The sequence below is a fragment of the Sphingomonas phyllosphaerae 5.2 genome (assembly GCF_000419605.1).
GTDB classification, from domain to species: domain Bacteria; phylum Pseudomonadota; class Alphaproteobacteria; order Sphingomonadales; family Sphingomonadaceae; genus Sphingomonas; species Sphingomonas phyllosphaerae_B.
Genome location: NZ_ATTI01000001.1, coordinates 1,154,998 through 1,176,833, shown reverse-complemented (window position 1 = coordinate 1,176,833; position 21,836 = coordinate 1,154,998). Strand labels below are relative to the sequence as shown.

Below are 21,836 nucleotides of genomic sequence, written 5' to 3'. Positions count from 1 at the left end.
CTCGGCCGGGCTGTGGACTCGGCGGCCGGGGAGGCGACCGTCAGGGCAGGATACTCCGCTCACCCCTTGCCGACCACGCTCTCGGGCAGATCCTTGCCGAACACGCGCTGGTAATATTCCGCCACCAGCGCGCGCTCCGCCTCGTCGCACTTGTTGAGGAACGACAGCCGGAACGCGAAGCCGACATCACCGAAGATCAGCGCGTTCTGCGCCCAGGTGATGACGGTCCGCGGGCTCATCACCGTCGAGATGTCACCGTTCACGAACCCCTTGCGCGTCAGGTCGGCGACCCGGACCATGTTCTCGACCAGCTTCTTGCCCTCGGGCTTGTCGTATTCGCCGGACTTGGCGAGCACGATCTGCGCCTCGGTGGCGGCAGGCAGATAGTTGAGCGTGACGACCACGTTCCAGCGATCCATCTGCCCCTGATTGATCTGCTGCGTGCCGTGGTACAGTCCGCTGGTGTCGCCCAGCCCGACCGTGTTCGCGGTCGCGAACAGCCGGAAATACGGGTTCGGGCGGATCACGCGGTTCTGATCCAGCAGCGTCAGCTTGCCCTCGGTTTCCAGCACGCGCTGGATCACGAACATCACGTCCGGGCGCCCGGCGTCATATTCGTCGAAGACCAGCGCGGTCGGGGTCTGCAGCGCCCATGGCAACAACCCTTCGCGGAACTCCGTGACCTGCTGGCCGTCGCGCAACACGATCGCGTCGCGCCCGACGAGATCGATGCGGCTGATGTGCGCGTCCAGGTTGATGCGGATGCAGGGCCACTTCAGCCGTGCCGCGACCTGCTCGATATGGCTCGACTTGCCCGTGCCGTGATAGCCCTGCACCATCACGCGGCGGTTGTGCGCGAACCCGGCGGCGATCGCGAGCGTGGTGTCCGGATCGAACACATAGGCGGGGTCGAGATCGGGCACGCGCTCGTCCGCTTCGGAAAAGGCGGGCACTTCCATGTCCGAATCGATGCCGAACAGGTCGCGCACGCGCACCATCTTGTCGGGTGCGTCCAGGATCGTGGTGTCGCGGCTGTCGGGCTGCGTGTTCGGAATGTCGGTCATGCGGGTACGCCGTCTTGCTGGAGTTGCCCGAACCACTGCGAAGCCGGCGCGCCCACGTCAACCCGCCGCGGGCGTCCGCCCCGCCGCGATCGGTCGGTGGAACTGGAGCAGAACGCCCGCGCCGCCGCACGGTTGCCCGCCGATCTGCCTGTGCGGCGGACCGCCCGCCAGGCGCGGTGCTATTTGTTACGATCGCGCACTTCCCGGTTGCCTGCTCCGCACATGCGCGCATCATCCGCGCAAACGACGACTCGGAGTGGATGCGCGATGCGGATGATCTTCGTGAACCTGCCGGTCGGCGACGTGGTGCGTGCCACCGCCTTCTACGAAGCGCTTGGCTTCGAGCGGAATGCCGACTTCTCGAACGACTCCGCCTCCGCGATGCGGTGGTCCGATGCGATCAGCGTGATGCTGCTCGATCACCAATTCTATGCGACCTTCACCGACAAGCCGATCGCCGACACGCACAAGGTCAGCGCCGCATTGCTGTGCCTGACCTTCGACAGCCGCGACGAGGTCGACGCCATCCATGCCGCGGCGCGCGGCGCGGGCGGGCGTGAGACGCGCGCGATCCACGACCAGCAATTCATGTACGGCGGTGCCTTCGAGGATCCGGACGGCCATACATGGGAAACGGTGTTCATGGACATGGGCGCCACACCGCCGGCCTGAGCGCGACACGGCGGCGAGCCGAAATGGGAGAGGGTATGACCTACGTCCAGGGGTTCGTGACGCCGATCCGCACTGCCGGGCGGGCCGAATTTACCGATCACGCGCGACGCGCCGCGGTGATCGTGCGCGATCTCGGCGCGGCGCGCGTCGCCGATGCCTGGGGAGATGTTCCCGCCGACGAACCCGACCGCTTCGCGCCGTTGGTGAAGCTGCGCGATGGCGAGACCGCCGGCTTCGGCTTCATGGAGTTTCGGGACAAGGCGGCCGGCGACGCGTTCGGCAAACGGATCGGAAGCGATCCGCGACTTGCCGGCCTCGGTGCGCCGCCGTTTGACGGCAAGCGGATGATCTTCGGAGGGTTCCGCGTGATCCTGACGGTCGGCGAAGCGCGCGCCACCGGCTATGTCGACGGCTTCGTGCTGCCGGTGCCCGCGGCGAAAGAGGCCGGATATCTGCGCCACGTCGCGGCCGCGGCGGCGATGCTGCTCGACCATGGCGCCACTCGCTACGTGGCCGCATGGGAGGACGACGTGCCCTCCGGCACCGTCACCGACTTCCGCAGCGGGGTCTCCGCGACTCCCGAGGAGATCGTCGTCTTCTCGTGGTGCGAATGGCCGGACGCCGCCACCCGCCATGCCGGCATGACAGCGACCATGGCCGACCCGCGGATGGGCGAGATGTGGGATACGATGCCGTTCGATCCCGAACGGGTCGTCTATGGCGGCTTCGTAATGATCAACGACGAAGGGGAGGCGATCGCATGAGGAATCCGCACGGAACGCCGATCTGGTACGAATATCAGGCGCAGGACGCCGATGTCGCGCAACGGTTCTACGCCACGGTGCTCGGGTGGTCGGTCGCCACGCCGCCCGAAGGCGGAATGGACTATCGCATCCTCACCGCGTCCGACGGCGGCGGTGTCGGCGGACTGATGCCGACGCCGCCTGGATCGCTGCTGCCGCCGGGTTGGCTGATCTACGTGGGCGTCGACGATGTCGACACGACGCTCACGCAGGCGACCGACGCGGGCGCGAGGGTGCTGATGCCCGCCACCGACCTGCCCGGCGCGGGTCGACTGGCGCTGCTCGCCGATCCGCAGGGCGCGCGCTTCTACGTCATGCGCGGCGCGGTGGACGACCGCTCGCGGGCCTTCATGGACAGCAACGACGCGACCGCCGGCCATGCCGTGTGGAACGAATTGGCCGCGCCGGATCAGGACGCGGCGATGGCCTTCTATGCCACGTTGTTCGGCTGGCGCCACGACGGCGCGATGCCGATGGGGCCGCTCGGCGACTATCGCTTCGTCCATGCCGGCACGACCTGCATCGGCGCGACGATGCCGGTGCCCCCGGAGGGAACCCCGGGGTGGCTGGTCTATTTCATGGTCGACGATGTCGACGCCGCGGTCGCGCGGTTGCGCGAGGCCGGCGGCACGCTGGAATGGGGACCGAACGAGATCCCGGGCGGCAGCTTTTCAGTCACGGCACGCGATCCCGCAGGTGCGCGCTTCGGCTTCGTCGGTGAGCGGCGCGGATGACCGACAAGGTCACGACCTGGCTGTGGTGCGACGGCACCGCCGAGGAGCAGGCGCGCTTCTACACCTCGCTGATCCCGGACAGTGCCGTCGGCACGGTGATGCGCGCCCCGATCGATTATCCGGGTGGCCCGGCGGGCAAGGTGCTGACCGTCGAATTCACGCTTGCCGGACGCAGCTTCGCGCTGCTCGACGGCGGTCCCGGCCCGACGCACAGCGAGGCGATGTCGCTTTCGATCGATTGCGCGGACCAGGCCGAGGTCGATCGTTATTGGGACGCGATCCTCGCGGACGGCGGCAGTGAAGTGCAGTGCGGCTGGATCAAGGATCGCTGGGGCTTGGCGTGGCAGGTCGTGCCGCGCCGCCTGACCGAATTGATGACCGACCCGGTTCACGCGGCCAACGCGATGGCGGCGATGATGACGATGGTGCGGATCGACGTCGCGGCATTGGAACGTGCGATCGCCCCTTGAGCGGCGGGACATAATAGCTACGTAGGCGGTGACGGGCACGGTTTGCGGCACGCCGCTCGATCGTGTATCCGACGCCCGACTAACGGCGCCGGTGCGCCTCCTGCGCGCCGACGGACCACCGACGAAGACGAGACGCGCGCATGGCCGAGTTCACGCTCCCGAAGAACAGCAAGATCAAGGGCGGGCAGAAGCACCCCTCGCCCCAGCCGGGCGGCACGATGCGCAATTTCAAAGTGTATCGCTACGACCCCGATTCGGGTCAGAACCCGCGCTACGACACGTTCGAGGTCAATCTCGACGAATGCGGCCCGATGGTTCTGGACGCGCTCATCAAGATCAAGTCGGAGCAGGATCCGTCGCTCACCTTCCGCCGCTCATGCCGAGAGGGCATCTGCGGATCGTGCTCGATGAACATCGATGGCAGGAACGGCCTGGCGTGCACGACCGCGATCGAGGACGTGAAGGGCGAGATCAAGATCACGCCGCTGCCCGCGATGGACGTGATCAAGGACCTCGTTCCCGATTTCACGCACTTCTATGCGCAATATGCGTCGATCACGCCGTGGCTGCAGACCGTCACGCCCCCGCCCGCCGGCAAGGAGCGGCTGCAATCGCCCGCCGAGCGCGCCAAGCTCGACGGCCTGTACGAGTGCATTCTGTGCGCCTGCTGTTCCACTTCGTGCCCAAGCTATTGGTGGAACGCCGACAAGTTCCTCGGCCCGGCGATCCTGCTTCAGGCATATCGCTGGCTGGCCGACAGCCGCGACGAGATGGCCGGCGAGCGGCTCGATGCGCTGGAGGACCCGTTCCGTCTGTATCGTTGCCACACGATCATGAACTGCGCCAACACGTGTCCCAAGGGACTCTCCCCGGCAAAGGCCATCGCGGAAATAAAGAAGATGGAGGTCGAGCGGCTGGTCTGATCAGGCCACCGCCACCTCCGCTCCGCCGGACCGCCACGTTGGTGCAGCAATCATCCGTGGCTTGATCCTGCCGCAATCCTTCCGCAAGGCCATGTGCTTATTGTGCATGGCAACATAAAGCGTGGCAGCGACCACGCCGCGGAAGGTTCGAACGACATGGGCAAGGTTCTCGCCGCCTATCAGAAGCTGATCGACGCGGACGAGCTCCGGCCCGACGCGGAGCAGGCCGCCGGCGCCGCGCGGCTCGACACGCTTGCCGCGGAACTCGAGAAACCACGCACCATCGGCCTGTTCCGGCGCCGCCAGGTTCCGGCGCGCGGCGTCTATCTTTGGGGCGGTGTCGGGCGCGGCAAGTCGATGCTGATGGACCTGTTCTTCGCGCATGTCGCGATCGCGCGGAAACGCCGGGTCCACTTTGCGGAATTCATGCTCGAGGTCCACGCACGCATCGCTGCGGAGCGCCGCAAGGAGCAGGGTGATCCGATCGTCCCGGTCGCCGCCGCGCTCGCAGAGGAGGCGCAGCTGCTCGCGTTCGACGAGATGATGGTCACCAACTCGCCAGATGCGATGATCCTCTCGCGACTGTTCACCGCGCTGATCGAGGCGGGCGTGACGGTGGTCACGACCTCCAACCGCGCGCCCGCCGACCTGTACAAGAACGGGTTGAACCGCGAGCATTTCCTTGGCTTCATCGGGCTGATCGAGGAGCGGATGGACGTCGTCGCGCTCAACGGCCCGGTCGACTACCGCCGCGATCGGCTCGGCGCGCAGAAGACGTGGTGCGTACCGAACGGCGAACAGGCTACCGCCGATCTATCCGCCGCGTTCTTCCGCCTGACCGACTATCCGCCCGAGGACCGCGACCACGTCCCCTCGGAAGAGTTGATCGTCCAGGGTCGCGCGCTGCGCGTGCCCAAGACGCTGAAGGGCGTGGCGGTATTCGCGTTCAAGAAGCTATGTGGCGAGGCACGCGGAACCGCCGACTATCTCGCGATCGCACGCCGTTATCACACGGTGATCCTCGTCGGCATCCCCGTCCTTGGCCCCGACAACCGCAACGAAGCCGCGCGCTTCGTCCAGCTTGTCGATGCCTTGTACGAGCACAAGGTCAAGCTGCTCGCCTCCGCCGATGCCGCTCCCGATCAGCTATATCCGCATGGTGACGGCGCGTTTGAATTCCAGCGCACGGTCAGCCGGCTGGAGGAAATGCGCTCCGAAGACTACCTGTCGCAAGGCCATGGAACCGCTTAATGATGTTGCGAACCATTTGCGATTAAACTTTCTGGATTGGTGCTTTACGGGTTGCCCCCTGCCCCCGAAGGGCGTAGTCGGCATGACCATTCACACGTCAACGACGGAAGGGATGGGATGCCCCGCAAGAAGATCGCGCTGATCGGTGCCGGCAATATCGGTGGTACGCTCGCGCACCTCGCAGCACTCAAGGGTCTGGGCGACATCGTCCTGTTCGATGTCGTCGAGGGCGTGCCGCAGGGCAAGGCGCTCGACCTGTCGCAGTGCGGCCCGGTCGAAGGCTTCGACGCCTCGATCAAGGGATCGAACGATTACGCCGACATCGCCGGCGCAGACGTCATCATCGTTACCGCCGGTGTCGCGCGCAAGCCCGGCATGAGCCGCGACGACCTGCTCGGCATCAACCTTAAGGTGATGAAGGCGGTTGGCGAAGGTATCCGCGACAACGCTCCCGACGCGTTCGTCATCTGCATCACCAATCCGCTCGATGCGATGGTGTGGGCGCTGCGCGAATTCTCCGGCCTGCCGCACAACAAGGTCGTCGGGATGGCCGGCGTGCTTGACTCGGCACGCTTCAGCCACTTCCTCGCCGAGGAATTCGTCGTATCCGTGAAGGACGTGAACACGTTCGTGCTCGGCGGCCATGGTGACACGATGGTGCCGGTGCTCGAATATTCGACCGTGAGCGGCATTCCGGTCGCCGATCTGATCGAGATGGGCTTTTCCACCAAGGAGAAGGTCGAGGAGATCATCAAGCGGACTCGCGGTGGCGGCGGCGAGATCGTCGCGCTGCTCAAGACGGGCTCGGCCTATTACGCGCCCGCCACCAGCGGCATCGCGATGGCCGAGGCCTATCTCTATGACCAGAAGCGCATCCTGCCCGCCGCGGCGCACCTGACCGGCCAGTACGGCATCGACGATTTGTACGTCGGCGTGCCGGTGGTGATTGGTGCCGGCGGCGTCGAGAAGGTCGTCGAGGTAAAGCTTTCGGACGAGGCCAAGGGCAACCTCCAGGTCTCGGTCGATGCGGTCAAGGAACTGCTGGTCGCGTGCACCGCGATCGACGGATCGCTGGCGAAGTAAGGAACGGACTACCACCCCGGCGGACACCGGGGTCCAGTTGGAACGCCCCCTGCGATGATTGGCGCGGCCTATGTCTACATCACGGTCAGCCGCCGCAACGGGACGCTTTATCTGGGTTCGACGGTCAATCTGCCGAGACGCGCATGGGAACATCGCACCGGCATCGTCGAAGGGTTTACGAAGACACACGGCTGTCATCTTTTCGTCTGGTACGAGGCGCATGATAGCTGCGAAGGCGCACGGCAGCGCGAGCTGCAGATGAAGGAGTGGAGGCGGAGCTGGAAGCTGCAGGAGATCGAGGGGCTCAATCCCGAATGGGACGACCTTTACGATCGGATCGCGCAACCATGACCGCCTTCCCAACTGGAACCCGGCGTACGCCGGGGCGGTAAGGACGGAACGCGAATGAGCATCCTCGTCGACAAGAACACCAAGGTCATCACGCAAGGGATGACCGGCAAGACCGGCACCTTCCACACCAGGGCGGCGCTGGACTACGGCACGCAGATGGTCGGCGGCGTGACGCCCGGCAAGGGCGGCACCATGCACGAGGAGCTGGGCCTGCCCAACTTCAACACCGTGCACGAGGCAGTCGCCGCGACCGGTGCGAACGCAAGCGTCATCTACGTGCCGCCGCCCTTCGCCGCCGATTCGATCCTGGAGGCGATCGACGCCGAGGTGCCGCTGATCGTCGCAATCACCGAAGGCATCCCGGTGCTCGACATGGTGCGCGTGAAGCGTGCGCTGTCGGGCAGCAAGTCGCGGCTGATCGGCCCGAACTGCCCCGGCGTGCTGACGCCGGGCGAGTGCAAGATCGGCATCATGCCGGGCACCATCTTCAAGAAGGGTTCGGTCGGCGTCGTATCGCGCTCGGGCACGCTGACCTATGAGGCGGTGTTCCAGACCTCGAACGCCGGACTCGGCCAGACCACCGCGGTCGGCATCGGCGGCGATCCGGTCAACGGCACCAACTTCATCGACGTGCTGGAACTGTTCCTGGCCGACGAGGCGACGCAGTCGATCATCATGATCGGCGAAATCGGCGGCTCGGCAGAAGAAGAGGCCGCGCAGTTCCTGCAGGACGAGGCCAAGCGCGGCCGCAAGAAGCCGATGGCCGGCTTCATCGCGGGCCGCACCGCGCCTCCGGGGCGTCGCATGGGCCATGCCGGTGCGATCGTCTCCGGCGGTCAGGGCGGCGCCGAGGACAAGATCGCGGCCATGGAAGCGGCGGGCATCAAGGTGGCGGCAAGCCCCTCGGAGCTCGGCTCGACTCTGCTGAGCGTGCTGAACAAGTAACTGCTATACCACGTCATCCCGGCGCAGGACTTACCTGAGAAGCGAAACTTTTCAGGGGTCCACCGGCCGGGATCCAGAGCGGCAGGCAGACCGCTCGTGGCTCTGGATCCCGGCCGTTGCCGGGGGACGTACAGGAAACGAAGCCGGGCGGTCGAGGAAGCGTGACATGGGCTACGAAGGCCAGGATTTCAGCGACATCGCCGGCGGCGTCAGCCCCGCGTTCATCGACGCGCTCTATGCGCGCTTCAAGGAATCGCCCGATTCGGTCGACACCGGCTGGCGCGCGTTCTTCGAGGGGCTCGAGGGATCGATGGCAGCCCCGTCCTGGACCAACAAGCGCTGGCCGCTGACCACCACGGACGACCTGACTGCCGGGCTCGACCCGACGCAGATGGAGCCGGCGCCGAAGCCGGCGAAGGGCGGCAAGCCTGCGCCCGCGACGCCGGCCGCCGCCCCCTCGCAGGACGAGATCGTCAAGGCCGCGGCCGATTCGATCCGCGCGCAGCTGCTGATCCGCACCTACCGGGTGCGCGGGCATCTCGCCGCCAAGCTCGATCCGCTCGGCCTGTCGTCGGCGCGTGAGCTGCCGGCCGATCTGAAGACCGATTATCACGGCTTCTCCGACGGGGACATCGATCGCCCGGTCTATCTCGGCGGTACGCTTGGCCTGCAATGGGCGACGATCCGCGAGCTGGTCGACACGCTGCGTGCCAATTATTGCGGCAACGTCGGCCTCGAATACATGCACATCGCCGATGTCGAGGAGCGCAAGTTCCTCCAGGAGCGCATGGAAGGCAAGGACAAGGGCGTCGAGTTCACCACGCAGGGCAAGAAGGCGATCCTGAACAAGGTGATCGAGGCCGAGCAGTGGGAGAAGTTCCTCGGCCGCAAATATGTCGGCACGAAGCGCTTCGGGCTCGACGGCGGGGAGAGCATGATCCCTGCGCTGGAAAGCGTCATCAAGTACGGCGGCGCGGCCGGCGTCAGCGAGATCGTGTTCGGCATGGCGCACCGCGGCCGCCTGAACGTGCTCGCCAACGTCATGAACAAGCCGCTGCGCGTCATCTTCCACGAATTCGCCGGCGGCTCGGCCAACCCGGACGACATCGGCGGTTCGGGTGACGTGAAGTACCACCTCGGCACCTCTACCGACCGTGAGTTCGACGGCCACCACGTCCATATGTCGCTGGTCGCCAACCCTTCGCATCTCGAGGCGGCCGATCCCGTCGTGCTCGGCAAGATCCGCGCGATCCAGACGATCGCGGGCGATCTCGAGACGCACGACCGCTCGCTGCCGGTGCTGATCCACGGTGACGCGGCGTTCGCCGGCCAGGGCATCGTCTGGGAATGCTTCGGCTTCTCGGGCATCCGCGGCTACAACACCGGCGGCTGCGTCCACTTCGTCATCAACAACCAGATCGGCTTCACGACCAGTCCGCAGTTCGCGCGCTCGTCGCCTTATCCGTCGGACGTCGCCAAGGGCGTCCAGGCGCCGATCTTCCACGTCAACGGCGACGATCCGGAAGCCGTGACCTTCGCGACCAAGATCGCGATCGAATACCGCCAGAAGTTCCACCGCGACGTCGTGATCGACATGTGGTGCTATCGCCGCTTCGGCCACAACGAGGGCGACGAGCCCGGCTTCACCCAGCCGCTGATGTACAAGGCGATTCGCGAGCATCCGCCGGTCAGCCAGATCTACAGCCAGCGGCTGATCGCCGAGGGCGTCGTCGACCAGGCGTGGGTCGACGACAACGTGAAGCAGTTCACGACGCGGCTGGAAGGCGAGTTCGAGGCGGGCGCGAGCTACAAGCCGAACAAGGCGGATTGGTTCGCCGGCCGCTGGTCGGGGCTTCACGCCCCCGCCGACGCGGAAAGCGCGCGCCGCAGCGTCGAGACCGGGATCGAGCAGAAGCTGTTCGACTCGATCGGTCGGACGCTGACCACCGTTCCCGACAGCATCGCGATCCACAAGACGCTGGCGCGCGTGCTCGACGCGAAGCGCCAGATGTTCGAGAGCGGCAGCAACTTCGACTGGTCGACCGGCGAGGCGCTGGCGTTCGGCTCGCTGCTTCACGAGGGTTACGGCGTGCGCCTGTCCGGCCAGGATTCGGGCCGCGGCACCTTCTCGCAACGTCATGCGGTGTGGGTCGACCAGAATGACGAGCACAAGTACGTGCCATTGTGGACCGTCCCGCATGGCAGCTTCGAGGTGCTCGATAGCCCGCTCAGCGAATATGGCGTGCTTGGCTTCGAATATGGCTATGCGCTCGCCGACCCGAAGACGCTGGTGATGTGGGAGGCGCAGTTCGGCGATTTCGTCAACGGCGCGCAGATCATGATCGATCAGTTCATCGCGTCGGGCGAGGCCAAGTGGCTGCGCGCCAACGGCTTGGTGATGTTGCTGCCGCACGGATACGAGGGCCAGGGGCCGGAGCACAGCTCGGCGCGCCCCGAGCGCTTCCTGCAATTGTGCGCGGGCGACAACATGCAGGTCGCGAACTGCACCACGCCGGCCAATTATTACCACCTGCTACGCCGGCAGATGCACCGCAACTTCCGCAAGCCGCTGGTCGTGTTCACGCCCAAGTCGCTGCTCCGCCACAAGATGGCGGTCAGCAGCACCGCGGATTTCCTGGGCGACTCGCACTTCCGCCGCCTCCTGTCCGATCCGTCGGCGCCGGCGGATGCCGAGACCAGGCGGCTGGTGCTGTGCACCGGCAAGGTCGCCTACGACCTGATCGAGGCGCGCGACGCCGCGGGCGACCGCAACACGCAGATCGTCCGGGTCGAACAGCTTTACCCATTCCCCACCGACGCGCTGGCCGAGCGCATCGCGCGGATGACCAACCTGGAAGAGGTCATCTGGGCGCAGGAAGAGCCGAAGAACAACGGCTATTGGTCCTTCGTCGAGCCGTTCGTCGAGGAAGCGCTCGGCATGGCCAGGGCACGCGTGTCGCGTCCGCGCTATGCCGGACGGACGGCGGCGGCCTCGCCCGCCACCGGGCTGATGAAGCGCCACCAGGCCGAACAGGGCGCGCTGATCGCAGACGCGCTGGGGCACAACGTACGCGACGAGATCCGCCGCACGCGTGAAGCCGAGACGACCAAGAAGGCCGCGGCCCCGACCGCATGAACCGGTCCCGGCCCCGGCCGGGATCTGCTAACGACACTTATCGGCCACGGCCGCGACGACGAGGTTAGAGATGGCAACCGAAGTTCTGGTCCCCACGCTGGGCGAATCGATCACCGAAGCGACGGTCGGCGAATGGCTGAAGCAGCCCGGCGACCCGGTCGCCGCCGACGAGCCGATCGCCAGCCTCGAGACCGACAAGGTCTCGGTCGAGGTGCCCTCGCCGGTCGCCGGCGTCATGGGGCAGCATGCGGTGAAGGTCGGCGACACCGTCGAGGTCGGCGCGCTGATCGCCACGATCGAGAGCGGTGACGGCGCGCCCGCCAAGAGCGCGGCACCGCAGCCTGCGGTTACCGAAGCGCCTGCCGCCGCGCCGGCCCCCACGGCGCAGGGCGACGCCGCCGCTGCACTGTCCCCATCGGTCCGTCGCGCGGTCCTTGAGCACGGGGTCGATCCCTCGACGGTCAAGGGCACCGGCAAGGACGGCCGCCTGACCAAGGAAGACGTCGCCGCCGCCGCTTCCAGCAAGCCGGTCGCTGCGGCGCCCCCGGCCGCCCCTGCCCCCGTCCCGGCTTCGTCGGGTGGGCGCAAGGAAGAGCGCGTTAAGATGACGCGCCTGCGCCAGACGATCGCCAAGCGATTGAAGGAAGCGCAGAACAGCGCCGCGATGCTGACGACGTTCAACGACGTCGACATGACCGCAGTGATCGAGGCGCGCGCCAAGTACAAGGACCTGTTCGAGAAGAAGCACGGCGTTCGGCTGGGCTTCATGGGCTTCTTCGTGAAGGCAGCGACGATGGCGCTGAAGGACATTCCGTCCGTCAACGCCAGCATCGAGGGCGACGAGATCGTCTATCACGATTACGCCGACATCTCGGTCGCGGTCAGCGCGCCGAACGGGCTGGTCGTGCCGGTGATCCGCGATGCCCAGGACCTGTCGGTCGCCGGGATCGAGAAGACGATCGGCGACTTCGGCAAGCGCGCGAAGGATGGCACGCTGAAGATGGACGAGATGAAGGGCGGCACTTTCACGATCTCGAACGGCGGCGTGTTCGGCTCGCTGATGTCGACGCCGATCATCAACCCGCCGCAGTCGGCGGTGCTGGGCCTGCACCGTATCGAGGAGCGTCCGGTCGTGCGGGACGAACAGGTCGTGGTACGCCCGATGATGTACCTGGCGCTGAGCTACGACCACCGCCTGATCGATGGTCGCGAAGCGGTGACCTTCCTGGTCGCGCTGAAGAATGCGATCGAGGATCCGACGCGCATCCTGATCGACCTGTAAGGCGCCTTGACGCTCCGGTTCGGGCTGGTGCCCGCGCCGGAGCGTGACGGCAGATGTAACCGGGCGCGGCGCTTACCATATCCGGCCCGTAACTGGACCGTGGCGCACGCCGCGGTGGAGGCATGGAAATGGCTGACGAACAGCAATACGACTATGACGTCCTCGTGATTGGCGCCGGCCCTGGCGGGTACGTGGCCGCGATCCGCGCCGCGCAGCTCGGGCTGCGTACCGCCTGCGCGGAGAGCCGCGAGACGCTGGGCGGAACCTGCCTCAACGTCGGCTGCATTCCGTCGAAGGCGTTGCTCCACGCATCCGAGCTGTACGACCACGCCGCCAACGGCACGATGGCGAAGCTGGGGATCAAGACGACGGTCGAGCTCGACCTCGACACCATGCACGGCCAACGCCGCGATGCGGTGAAGCAACTGACCGGCGGCATCGAATATCTCTTCAAGAAGAACAAGGTGACGTGGCTGAAGGGCCGCGCCGCGTTCAAGGACGCGCACAGCGTCGACGTCGCAGGCCAGACCGTCACCGCGAAGAACATCGTGATCGCGACCGGTTCAAGCGTCACGCCGCTGCCCGGTGTCGAGATCGACCAGAAGGTGATCGTCGACTCGACCGGCGCGCTGGACCTGCCGACCGTGCCGGACCATCTGGTGGTGATCGGCGGCGGCGTGATCGGGCTGGAGCTGGGTTCGGTATGGCGCCGGTTGGGCGCGAAGGTGACCTGCGTCGAGTATCTCGACCAGATCCTGCCCGGGTTCGATGGCGACATCCGCAAGGAATCGAACAAGATCTTCAAGAAGCAAGGCATCGAATTCCAGCTGTCGACCAAGGTGACGAAGGTCGCGGTCGAGGGCGATAAGGCGGTGCTGACGGTCGAGCCGGCGCAGGGCGGCGAAGCGACGACGATCGAGGCCAGCCATGTGCTGGTGTCGATCGGGCGTCGGCCGAACACCGACGGGCTGAACCTCGAGGCTGCCGGGCTGTCGACAAACCAGCGCGGGCAGATCGAGATCGACCACGATTTCCGCACCGGGGCGGATGGCGTGTGGGCGATCGGCGACGTCGTTCCCGGCCCGATGCTGGCGCACAAGGCGGAGGACGAAGGCATTGCGGTGGCCGAGAACATCGCCGGCCAGCATGGCATCATCAACCACGATATCATCCCGTTGGTCGTCTATACCTGGCCGGAAGTGGCGGGCGTCGGGCTGACCGAGGAAGCCGCGCGCGAGCGGGGCGAGATCAAGGTCGGCAAGTTCCCGATGATGGCCAACAGCCGCGCGAAGACCAACCACGAGCCCGACGGGCTGGTGAAGGTCATTTCCGATGCGAAAACCGATCGGGTGTTGGGCGTATGGTGCATCGCCAGCGTGGCGGGCACGATGATCGCGCAGGCCGCGCAGGCGATGGAATTCGGCGCGACCAGCGAGGACATCGCCTACACCTGCCATGCGCATCCGACGCATTCGGAAGCGATCAAGGAAGCGGCGATGGCGGTGCAGGGCAAGCCGATCCACATCTAGGCGCAACCTGGTTGTAAATGCCCGGCGGGCAGGTTCGCGGGCCGCGCGGTAAGAAGCGCTGCCCGCGGACCCGCCCTCCCTGACGAGAAAGTCTGCCATGAAGATCAGCGCCCGCAACCAGATCGCCGGCACCGTGACCGCGATCACCCCAGCGCGGTGAACGGCACCGGGAAGGTCGACAACGGCAACGGGCCGATCGCTGCCTTGATTACCGAGGCAGTGATCGCCGGCCCCGGGCTCGCGACCTGTGACGCCGTGACGGTGATCGTGAAGGCCAGCGACGTCCTGATCGGCAAATGACCTCGCGCGGTGAGCGCGAACGGCACTGGCTCGCGCTCACCCGCGAGACGCTGCCCGCGCTCGCCGCCGCACGCGACTGGCCGGTCCGCGCCGACCATTGCTTCCAGCGCATCCTGCTCGACCATGCCTGCGGCGGGCGCTGGTACGATCATATCGCCGGGCGCCCCGCCTATGCGCACGCCGCCGATGCAATCCTCGACGCCGCGAGCGCGCTCGGCGAGCAGGTCGCGGCCGGTACGGCCGACCTCACCACCTTGAACGCCCGATCGCTGCGCTGGCGCGGCAAGCGGTAGCGCACCTGCGGCTTGCCTGACCCCATCGATCGGCGCAGCATCGCGCGCATAGCCGGGGAGAGGATGAAGATGCCGGGGCCAAGCAGCACCGCCACGCCACCGGGACCGCGGTCGGGCAAATCGATCCTGCTATTCTCCGACGGCACCGGCAACAGCAGCGGCAAGCTGTTCAAGACCAACGTCTGGCGGATGTACGAGGCCGCCGATCTTGGTCCGCCACCGCCCGGCCTGCGCCCGCAGATCGCCGTCTATGACGATGGCGTCGGAACGTCCTCATTCCGGCCGCTGGCGTTGCTGGGCGGGGTGTTCGGCTTCGGGCTGAAGCGCAACGTGCTGGATCTCTATCGCTTCGTGTGCCGCAACCACGCACCGGGTGACACGATCTACGCCTTCGGGTTCAGCCGCGGCGCGTTCACGATCCGGCTGGTGATCGCGCTGATCGCATCGCAGGGGCTGGTGCCGGCCGCCACCGAGGCGATGCTGGAGCGCGGCACCGCCGATGCGTGGCGCGCCTATCGTCGCCGCTATCTGCCGCGGCGATTGCAATGGCCGACGAAGGCGTGGCGGTCGGCGCGCAATGCCGTGATCCGGACCTTGCGACAGCCCGAGGACCGTTATTCGTTGCGGCGCAACCGACGACCCGACATCCGCTTCGTCGGAGTATGGGACACTGTCGCGGCGTATGGCGGCCCGATCGCCGAGATCACGCGCGCGATCGACGACTGGTTCTACGCGCTGTCTATGCCCAATTACGCGCTCAACAAGCGCGTCGGCCGCGCCCGCCACGCGCTGGCGCTCGACGACGAGCGCGACGCGTTCCAGCCACTCGTGTGGGACGAAGTCGCGGAGGAAGCGCTGGTCGCCCGCGGCAAGGCGCCGCCCGATCGCCTGCGCCAGTTCTGGTTCACCGGCATGCACGCCGATGTCGGCGGCGGTTATCCCGACGAAAGCCTCAGCTACGTTTCGCTGCTGTGGATGCTGGAGGAAGCACGCGCGGCGGGGCTGCGCACGCTCGACGTCATCACCGATCGCCACCGCGCACTGGCCAACAGCGCCGGGCCGATCCACGACAGCCGCGCAGGGTTTGGCCGCTATTATCGCTACCAGCCGCGCCGCATCGACGCCTTGCTCGACCCGCCGGCTGCGGAGACGCGTGCCGCCTGGCCGCGTGAGCGCGGGCTGCTGACCGCGGCACGTATCCACGAAAGCGTGCTGGCGCGGATCGTCCGCGGCACCGATCGCTACGCGCCGGTTGCGATCCCGCCGACGTTCGAGATCCACCCGCCGCAACGCGCCGGCGAGAACGCGCCGCAACCGGCCAGCGGCGCGGATGCGGCGCAGGCCGTGCAGGTCGCGCCCGGGGCGGTGGTGCCCTTGCTGTCGAACGTCGAGCGACGAGTGCTGCTCGACCCTGCAGGAGCGGCAGCGCGCGCGACGACGATGCCACGGATCTGGGATCGCGTCTGGTGGCGGCGCGTCGTCTATTTCGCCACAATCCTCGCCACGGCGATGCTTGCCTCGATGCCGCTGTGGAACGCGCCGCTCGGCATGGAGCGGCTTTGCGACGACGCGCGCTGCATCTTGCCGGGGCTGTTCAGTCCGTTGAAGGCGATCCTGCCCGGTGCGGTCGCGCCGTGGGTCGATCGCTATGCCGCACAACCCGTGACCGCCAGTGTGCTGCTTGCGTTGCTGGTGGCGCTGATGGTGTTCGGTGGGCGACTGGAGCGAGCGATCCGGGCGCGTTCCGCCGCGGCATGGGCGAGCGTGCTGCACGGCGCGGCGCCGCTTCCCGATCGCGGCGGCGTGGCGCGCGTGATCCGCCGCTCGCCGATCTATCTGGCCGTGCTGCGTTTCGTGAAATGGCAGGCATTGCCGACCGCGGCGGCGCTTGTGCTGCTCCTTACGCTGTTCGCCGTGCCCGGCGCGCTGCCGACGCAGGTGTGGCTGGCAACGGCCGAGCGCGACGGTACGCTCTGCCGCGATCCCGGCGATACCCCGGCGATCCCCGGCGCGTGGATCGCCTTTGCGCCGGATCGGCCCTGCACCGATCTGCGGCAGGATGCTGTACCCGGCACGCGCTACGTCGTGACGGTGCAGATGACGCGGCAATGGTGCGACGCTGCACTGCCAGCCGATCCTGCGATGGGTGTCACCACCGGTGGGTGGCGGCTGCTGCCGTTCCGTTTCCATCGACGCGTGACCGGGGCGAACTGGCTCAAGCCGCTCGTGATCCTCCGCCGCCCCGACGCGCAGGACACCACTGGCGACGGCGCGAAGGTGCGCGTCGATCCGCTCGACCTGCGCTGGTCGGGCGGCAATACCTATCGCGGCAGCTTCGTCGCGCCGGGTCACGGGGGTCGTCTTTACCTCGCGCTCAACGACGTCGCCGCGCCGCTGTTGCCGGACCTGTTCTATCGCAACAACCACGGTGCGGCGCGGGTATCGGTCGCGGCCGGAAGTGGCGGTGATTGCGATGGAGGCGGTTGCGCGATCGCCTCGTCGCCGCCACCAGCACAGGCGTGCGGCGCTGCCATAGCGCCCGTGACGAAGAAGGAACGGGAATGATCGAGCGGCTGATCTCCATCATGGCGCGCTTGCGCGGGCCGGACGGGTGCGAGTGGGACCGGGAGCAAACCTTCGCCACGATCGCACCCTACACGATCGAGGAAGCCTATGAAGTCGCCGACGCGATCGCTCGCGATGACCTTGCCGAGCTGAAGGACGAACTCGGCGACCTGCTGCTCCAGGTCGTGTTCCACGCCCGCATCGCCGAGGAACAGGGCGCGTTCGCCTTCACCGACGTCGTCGCGGCGATCAGCGACAAGATGGAGCGCCGCCACCCGCACATCTTCGGCGATGAGAAGGAAGGCGGACACCACCGCTGGGAAGAGGTGAAAGCTCAGGAGCGTGCCGCCAGGGGTGCCGACAGCATGCTGGACGGCGTCGCGGTCGCGCTGCCCGCGTTGTTGCGCGCCGAGAAGCTTCAGAAGCGGGCGGCGCGCGTCGGCTTCGACTGGCCCGACGCCGCCGGGCCGCGCGCCAAGATCGACGAGGAACTCGCCGAGGTCGAGGCGGCGACCACGCCCGCCGAAGTGGCCGACGAGATCGGCGACCTGCTGTTCGCGACCGTCAACTGGGCGCGTCACCACGACGTCGATCCGGAAGCCGCGCTACGGACCGCGACCGCCAAATTCGAACGGCGTTTCCGGGCGATGGAAGACGCCGCCGGGGTGGCCTTTGCGGAAATGACGCTGGACGAGAAAGAGGCGCTTTGGGCGGGCGTGAAGGCGTCCGAAACGTCCCCGTCACCCGCGTAACCTCTCCCGACGGATCGCCGGGTCCGGCCTCGCGCCGACGCCCCGCCCGTCGCCAGTCGACGGGCGGGTTCCGGATCAAGCCCGGGGCGACGAAGCGGCGACCCCGACCCCGCCTACGTCACTCCCCACGCAGCAGGAAGCGCTCGTGGTCGGCAGGCGACATTCGCACTTCGTAGACGACGCGGTCGTCATCGACCTCCTGCCCCAGCACCTCGCCATGCGCGTGCAGCCACGCCGCCGCCGCGCCGTCGCCGGCGTCGAGCGTCAGCGCATAACGCTGGTGCCCCTGCGTCAGCAGGTCCCCGATATGCCGGACCAGCGCGTCGACGCCTTCGCCGGTCAGCGCAGAGATCGCCACAACGTCGTCGCGGCGCTCCGCCTCGACCGTCAGGTCCTCGCGTTCCTCGCCGTCGATCAGGTCAAGCTTGTTCCATGCCTCGATCACCGGCGTCTCCTCAGTGACGCCGACCTCGGCCAGCACTGCCTCGACATCCGCCTTCTGTGCGGCGCTGTCGGGATGTGCGACATCGCGAACGTGGATCAGCAGGTCGGCGGACACGACCTCTTCCAGCGTGGCCTTGAACGCCGCGACCAGCTGTGTCGGCAGTTCGGAAACGAAGCCGACCGTGTCGGACAGGATCGCCTTGTCGATCCCCGGCAAGCTGATCTGACGCAACGTCGGGTCGAGCGTCGCGAACAGCAGGTCCTCCGCCATCACCTGCGCGCCGGTCAAGCGGTTGAAAAGTGTCGACTTCCCTGCGTTCGTGTAGCCAACCAGCGCGATCACCGGCCACGGCGCGCGCTGTCGTCGCTCGCGGTGCAGCCCGCGGGTGCGCGTCACCTGCTCCAGCTCGCGCCGCAGCCGCGCCATGCGATCGCGGATCAGCCGGCGATCAGCCTCGATCTGCGTCTCACCCGGCCCGCCGAGGAAGCCGAAGCCGCCGCGCTGCCGTTCGAGGTGGGTCCAGCTACGCACCAGCCGCCCCGACTGATAATCGAGATGCGCGAGTTCGACCTGCAACCGCCCCTCGGCGGTTGCGGCGCGCTCGCCGAAGATCTCGAGGATCAGCCCGGTGCGGTCGATGACCTTCGCTTCGAGCGCGGTCTCCAGGTTACGCTGCTGGATCGGGGTGAGGTTGCCGTCGATGACGATCAACCCGGCGTCCTCCATCCGCGCACGTGCGGCCAGCTCCTCGATCTGCCCGGAACCGATCAGCGTCGCAGCGCGCGGCGTGCGGATGCGCAAGGCGACGCGGTCGACCACGACCACGCCGATCGCCTCGGCAAGCCCGGCGGTTTCTTCCAGCCGTGCGTCGGCGTCGCGGCTCGATCCGCCAAGGTCGGGATACACGACGACCGCACGCGCGCCGCGCGTGAATTCGTCGCGATCGCGCTCGAAACCCGTGGTTACAGACGTGATATCAATCCTCCCCGTCGTCGTCTTCGTCCTCGGACTCGTCGTCGCCGTCGTCACCGGACAGGTTCAGCGGACGCGACGGCTGGATCGTCGACACCGCATGCTTGTAGACCAGCTGCGCCATGCCGTCGCGCTGGAGCAACATGCAGAACAGATCGAATCCGGCGATCGCACCCTGCAACATCACGCCGTTCACGAGGAACATCGTCACCGGATCTTCCGACTTGCGGACGGCGGTCAGGAAGATATCCTGCAACAGCGGTTGCTTGCGGGTATTCTCGGCCATCTGCCCGACGATCCCGGCAACGTCGACCTGGCCTGCCGGCATGATCGTCGAAATGGCGTGCTTGTAGATCAGCTGCGACTGGCCGTCGCGACGGAGCAGCACCGAAAAATTGTCGAACCAGGTAACGATACCCTGGAGCTTGACCCCCTTGACGAGGAACATGGTGACGGGCGTCTTGGACTTGCGGAGCGCATTGAGGAACAGGTCCTGCAGCGACGTCTGCTTGTCGGCCATGGAAAGCGTGTCCTTGTTTTTGGCGGGAGGTTCCCCGCGAGGTGCGCCGTTGCCGGCGTCGGTAGAGCGTCACATGAAAAGCGACGCCACCAAGTTAGGGTTCCGGGTGGCCGGCGTCCAGATGCGCGGGCGCGTTCCGGCGCGCGGACCGGCGCGAAATCGACAAAGTTCGCGGAAGGTGAAGCGTCATCGTCTCGACCGCGGCCAGGTCCATCGATGCGGTGGCGGTTGCGGCGATGCAGCCCGCTCGGTCACTGCGAGCATAGCGATGCAATCCAGCGCGCCATGGTCCGGGACCGGGCTGCCTTGCTACGCTCGCAATGACGGCGGCCGCGCGGCGAGCGGCCGGAACGGGCTCGCCCCGCCGCCGGTCACTCCTCGCGTGTCTCGGTAATGCCCAGCAGCTTCAGTTTCCGGTGCAGCGCCGAGCGCTCCATTCCGATGAAGCTCGCCGTGCGCGAAATATTCCCGGAAAAACGCCGGATCTGCACGCGCAGATACTCGCGCTCGAACGTTTCGCGCGCCTCGCGCAAGGGCGCGCCCATGATCGCGCTCGCTCCCGTGCCGGCATCCTGCGTGCCCAGCACTTCGGCGGGGAGCAGGTCCAGGTCGATCCGTCCGATCCGGTCGCCGGGCGTCAGGATGATCGTGCGCTCCACCACGTTGCGCAGTTCGCGAACGTTGCCCGGCCATTCGTAGGATTGCAGCGCGACCAGCGCGTCGGTGGCGATCTCGGGCGGCGGCACGCGACGTTCGGCAGCATAATGCGCGACGAAATGCTCGACCAGCGCCGGGATGTCCTCGCGGCGCTCGGCGAGTGGCGGGATCGTCACCGGCACCACGTTGAGCCGGTAGTAGAGATCCTCGCGGAAACGTCCTTCGGCGATCTCGGTGCTCAGGTCGCGAGCGGTAGCGGAGACGACGCGGACGTCGACCTTGACGACGCGCGTGCCGCCGACCCGTGTGAAGCTCTGGTCGGTCAGCACGCGCAGGATACGCGCCTGCGTCGCGGAAGGCATGTCCGCGATTTCGTCGAGGAACAACGTGCCGCCGTGCGCCTGTTCGAGCAGGCCGGTGCGTACGAGGTCGCCGCTCTCCTCTACGCCGAACAACTCCTCCTCGATCCGCTCCGGATTCATCCCGGCGGTGCTGGCGATCACGAAGTTGGCGTGCGCGCGCTGGCTCCAGCCGTGGAGCAGGCGGGCCGCCACTTCCTTGCCGACCCCGGCCGGGCCCATGATGAGCACGCGGCTGCCGGTTGCGGCGACACGCTTCAGCGTCGCGCGCACCGCATTGACCGACGTCGAACTGCCGGTCAGGTCGGTGCCGCGTCCGCTGGCGGCGCGCAGCGACTTCACCTCGGCGCGCAACCGCTCGGTCTCGGTCGCGCGCTCGACCATCAGCAGCAGGCGCTCGGCCTGGAACGGCTTCTCGATGAAGTCCGCCGCGCCTTTCCGGATCGCGGCCACGGCGGTGTCGAGCGTGCCGTGGCCGGAGATCACCAGCACCGGGATCGACGGATCGCGGCGCTTGATCTCGCCCAGCAGGTCCAGCCCGTCGAGCCGCGACCCTTGCAGCCAGACGTCCAGCAGCACGAGGCTGGGGCGGCGCGTCGCGATCGCCTCCAGCGCGGAGTCGCTGTCGCCGGCCATGCGTGTGTCATAGCCCTCGTCTTCCAGCACGCCGGCCACGAGTTCGCGGATGTCGAGTTCGTCGTCGACGACGAGGATGTCGATCGCCATGGGA

At 67.1% G+C, this 21,836-nt stretch carries 19 protein-coding genes and 1 pseudogene; 16 read left to right on the top strand and 4 right to left on the bottom strand.

The annotated features are described in order from the left end of the window. Positions 1–59: 59 nt before the first annotated feature. On the bottom strand, positions 60–1,064 hold the full coding sequence (gene cobS, locus SPHPHY_RS0105425) for a cobaltochelatase subunit CobS (protein ID WP_022685688.1): 1,005 nt from the start codon (positions 1,062–1,064) through the stop codon (positions 60–62). 267 nt (positions 1,065–1,331) lie between these two features. On the opposite strand from cobS, the gene SPHPHY_RS0105420 reads away from it, so the two are divergent. From SPHPHY_RS0105420 to mazG, 16 genes are all read left to right on the top strand, one after another. Beyond that, positions 1,332–1,736 carry a VOC family protein gene (locus SPHPHY_RS0105420; RefSeq protein ID WP_022685687.1) on the top strand — a complete coding sequence of 135 codons (405 nt, stop codon included), beginning with the start codon at positions 1,332–1,334 and terminating at the stop codon, positions 1,734–1,736. Between the two features lie 35 nt (positions 1,737–1,771). Then, on the top strand, positions 1,772–2,500 hold the full coding sequence (locus SPHPHY_RS21310; protein ID WP_022685686.1) for a DUF1428 domain-containing protein: 729 nt from the start codon (positions 1,772–1,774) through the stop codon (positions 2,498–2,500). After that, a complete protein-coding gene (locus SPHPHY_RS0105410; RefSeq protein WP_022685685.1) occupies positions 2,497–3,273 on the top strand; it encodes a VOC family protein in 777 nt (258 codons plus the stop codon). Before SPHPHY_RS21310 ends, SPHPHY_RS0105410 begins: the two co-directional genes overlap by 4 nt. Beyond that, positions 3,270–3,743 carry a VOC family protein gene (locus SPHPHY_RS0105405; RefSeq protein ID WP_022685684.1) on the top strand — a complete coding sequence of 158 codons (474 nt, stop codon included), beginning with the start codon at positions 3,270–3,272 and terminating at the stop codon, positions 3,741–3,743. Before SPHPHY_RS0105410 ends, SPHPHY_RS0105405 begins: the two co-directional genes overlap by 4 nt. Before the next feature lie 140 nt (positions 3,744–3,883). Next, a complete protein-coding gene (locus SPHPHY_RS0105400) occupies positions 3,884–4,666 on the top strand; it encodes a succinate dehydrogenase iron-sulfur subunit (protein WP_022685683.1) in 783 nt (260 codons plus the stop codon). 156 nt (positions 4,667–4,822) lie between these two features. Next, the gene (gene zapE, locus SPHPHY_RS0105395) at positions 4,823–5,917 is read left to right on the top strand and encodes a cell division protein ZapE (RefSeq protein WP_028056515.1); all 1,095 of its coding nucleotides are present in this window, start codon (positions 4,823–4,825) and stop codon (positions 5,915–5,917) included. Between the two features lie 117 nt (positions 5,918–6,034). Continuing rightward, entirely contained in the window at positions 6,035–7,000 is a 966-nt protein-coding gene (gene mdh, locus SPHPHY_RS0105390; RefSeq protein ID WP_022685681.1) for a malate dehydrogenase, read from the top strand. 54 nt (positions 7,001–7,054) lie between these two features. Continuing rightward, positions 7,055–7,351, top strand: coding sequence for a GIY-YIG nuclease family protein (locus SPHPHY_RS0105385; protein WP_022685680.1), 297 nt, complete (start codon positions 7,055–7,057; stop codon positions 7,349–7,351). Between the two features lie 54 nt (positions 7,352–7,405). Then, entirely contained in the window at positions 7,406–8,296 is an 891-nt protein-coding gene (gene sucD, locus SPHPHY_RS0105380; protein ID WP_022685679.1) for a succinate--CoA ligase subunit alpha, read from the top strand. Positions 8,297–8,462: 166 nt separating this feature from the next. After that, a complete protein-coding gene (locus SPHPHY_RS0105375; protein WP_022685678.1) occupies positions 8,463–11,432 on the top strand; it encodes a 2-oxoglutarate dehydrogenase E1 component in 2,970 nt (989 codons plus the stop codon). Positions 11,433–11,502: 70 nt separating this feature from the next. Beyond that, positions 11,503–12,714 (top strand): 2-oxoglutarate dehydrogenase complex dihydrolipoyllysine-residue succinyltransferase, encoded by a 1,212-nt coding sequence (odhB, locus tag SPHPHY_RS0105370; RefSeq protein ID WP_022685677.1) that lies wholly within the window; start codon positions 11,503–11,505, stop codon positions 12,712–12,714. A gap of 128 nt (positions 12,715–12,842) precedes the next feature. Continuing rightward, positions 12,843–14,243: a dihydrolipoyl dehydrogenase gene (lpdA, locus tag SPHPHY_RS0105365; RefSeq protein ID WP_022685676.1), complete on the top strand. Its 1,401-nt coding sequence runs from the start codon at positions 12,843–12,845 to the stop codon at positions 14,241–14,243. Between the two features lie 156 nt (positions 14,244–14,399). Beyond that, entirely contained in the window at positions 14,400–14,543 is a 144-nt protein-coding gene (locus SPHPHY_RS19405; protein ID WP_231370360.1) for a hypothetical protein, read from the top strand. Then, positions 14,540–14,836, top strand: a complete 297-nt coding sequence (locus SPHPHY_RS0105355; RefSeq protein WP_022685675.1) for a hypothetical protein — start codon at positions 14,540–14,542, stop codon at positions 14,834–14,836. The genes SPHPHY_RS19405 and SPHPHY_RS0105355 overlap by 4 nt, the downstream gene beginning before the upstream one ends. A 69-nt stretch (positions 14,837–14,905) precedes the next feature. Then, the gene (locus SPHPHY_RS20880; RefSeq protein WP_196802128.1) at positions 14,906–17,401 is read left to right on the top strand and encodes a T6SS phospholipase effector Tle1-like catalytic domain-containing protein; all 2,496 of its coding nucleotides are present in this window, start codon (positions 14,906–14,908) and stop codon (positions 17,399–17,401) included. Next, positions 17,398–18,153 (top strand): nucleoside triphosphate pyrophosphohydrolase, encoded by a 756-nt coding sequence (mazG, locus tag SPHPHY_RS0105345; RefSeq protein WP_022685673.1) that lies wholly within the window; start codon positions 17,398–17,400, stop codon positions 18,151–18,153. The genes SPHPHY_RS20880 and mazG overlap by 4 nt, the downstream gene beginning before the upstream one ends. 118 nt (positions 18,154–18,271) lie before the next feature. On the opposite strand, the gene hflX is transcribed toward mazG, so the two are convergent. The 3 genes and pseudogenes from hflX to SPHPHY_RS0105325 form a co-directional block, all read right to left on the bottom strand. Beyond that, positions 18,272–19,504, bottom strand: coding sequence for a GTPase HflX (hflX, locus tag SPHPHY_RS0105340; protein ID WP_022685672.1), 1,233 nt, complete (start codon positions 19,502–19,504; stop codon positions 18,272–18,274). Positions 19,505–19,574: 70 nt separating this feature from the next. Next, positions 19,575–20,096 (bottom strand): annotated as a pseudogene (gene hfq, locus SPHPHY_RS0105335) (RNA chaperone Hfq); the annotation flags it as partial. Positions 20,097–20,461: 365 nt separating this feature from the next. Beyond that, positions 20,462–21,832, bottom strand: a complete 1,371-nt coding sequence (locus tag SPHPHY_RS0105325; protein ID WP_022685669.1) for a sigma-54-dependent transcriptional regulator — start codon at positions 21,830–21,832, stop codon at positions 20,462–20,464. Between the last annotated feature and the right edge of the window lie 4 nt (positions 21,833–21,836).